The organism is Spiroplasma endosymbiont of Megaselia nigra, assembly GCF_003987485.1.
Taxonomy (GTDB): domain Bacteria; phylum Bacillota_I; class Bacilli_A; order Mycoplasmatales; family Mycoplasmataceae; genus Spiroplasma.
Genome location: NZ_RCOO01000201.1, coordinates 1 through 1930, shown reverse-complemented (window position 1 = coordinate 1930; position 1930 = coordinate 1). Strand labels below are relative to the sequence as shown.

The 1930-nt window shown below is 28.1% G+C and carries 2 protein-coding genes; both read left to right on the top strand.

Annotated elements, in window-relative coordinates; all coding sequences use genetic code 4:
• Positions 1 to 909 (top strand): hypothetical protein (locus tag D9R21_RS07495; RefSeq protein ID WP_158613952.1); only part of this gene is annotated, 909 nt, incomplete at its 5' end.
• A gap of 36 nt (positions 910 to 945) precedes the next feature.
• On the top strand, positions 946 to 1930 hold a 985-nt coding region (locus tag D9R21_RS06060; protein WP_148108861.1), incomplete at its 3' end, for a hypothetical protein.

The window sequence follows — 1930 nt, the reverse complement described above, 5'->3', positions numbered from 1 at the left end:
GTAGAAAGTGATTTTAATCCTAATCTTTGGGCGGCCGATATTGAGCAAGCAATGGATACTGAAGTTGCTTATAAACGCAATAAAATTTTAGAAATTATTAACAAAGAAACAGTTACAACTATTCAAGGTAAAAAAGCAGATGATACAAATTCTTTACAAATTCACGATGAAATTATGGATAAAATATACGAAAACGGCTTTACTCCATCAGAAACGGTTGTTTTAGGTTCGGCTGATTTTATTCGTGGAATTCGTAATAAATTACAGTTACAACTTGGAGCAAACGACCAAATAAATAGTGTAATAACAACAAGTGGAGCAATGAAAACTGTCGAAGGAACAACATACTATATGGTTCCTAAAAAATTACCAATTATTAATAAGGATGGTTCAGAAGGAACAATTAGTTTATTACCAAATGGAGTTAATGCAATTGCCTTTAAATTTAGTAAAAAATATGACCCTCTTATCTTACGCAAAAAAGACCATACTCCATTAAGAATTGGCGCTGCTGCGTTAGGTACTGGAATGGGTAATACTTTAATAATGGAAAGAGTTTTATATTTAGGTGGAGCAGTAGTTGAACCAAAAGGAATTATTAAACATATTGTTTCAAAAATTGATATTAGTAAAATTAATAAATTAGATAAACCAACTATTCATGTTGCAGAACCAACACAAGCAACAGCAGAACAGTTAAAACCACAATTTAAAGATGTTGTTTTAAAAGCGGTAAAAGCCGTAGATAGTTCTTTAACTGAAAGTGATTTTGATTACTTTATTGAAAGTAAAGGTGAAGACTGACCAATTAATATTACAAATGATAAAATTGTTGAAGTTCAAATTCAAGGTAAAAACAATGCTATTGGTCAAACAAATCCGATTGATGTTAAAATTAAAAATTCTTAATAGTACTAAAAAATAGTACTTTTTCGTTTGATAGATATGCCAATTGGAACATCTAAAACAGCCCTTATTTATGCTGTTAAAAAAAATCAAACCAGATTGTCAATCCAACAACAAGAAAAAAGTTTTGGTTTACAATTATTAGAATTTTTGGGAATTCAAGTTTTAGCACTTGGTTTATCAGTTTTAACTGGTGGTATTGCTTCGGCTGTTGGTCTTGGGGCGGGATTATCTAATTTTGCCGCAGCATTTATCTCGTTTGGAGTAGAAACAGCAACCGATTTTGCTGTAAATCAAATATACGATAAATTAACCTCAGAAGTGACAGCAAAAAGCACCGCCTTAAATTTGTTACCAGCAATTGGTGGTATTGGAAAATTAACGCGCGCTGCTCGAACAACTAGAATTTTAAAATTAGCAAAAGAAACTAAATTAATTGAAAAATTAGGTGTAATAACTGCTAATAACTTAGAAGATGTTGTAAGACAAGTTACAGGTAAAAAGATTTTATCTGATAAATTAATATTTGATTTTACAAAGCAGGCTAATAATGAAACTTTATTATATACAATTGGTAAATTAGCACGAAATGATTTTTATAAGGGTTTTAAAGTTTCTAATTTAGAAACAATTAATAATTTATTAAAAATTGAGAAAAATATTCAAAAAATAAGTCCTACATTAGTTCAAAAAATACCACGCGTAAATGAAAAAAATGCTAATAATTGATTGTCTGAATATGGATTAAATATTGATAAAATAAGCAAAATTAATATTAATGAGTGATATAACATTATGACCAATCTTCATAAAAAAGGTGTTGGTAAAAACCTACTATTAAATGCTAATTTAATGCGGGGCAGTAAAATATTTAATAATAAATTATTAAATATTTTGCATCAAACACCAATTAAATTAAATAAAGTTTTAAATCATTTAAACCCAAATTTTTATATTCAAAAAGTAACTAAAAAATTATTAGCCCCAATTGAAAAACAAATAATTACTATTAAACAAAAAGTAA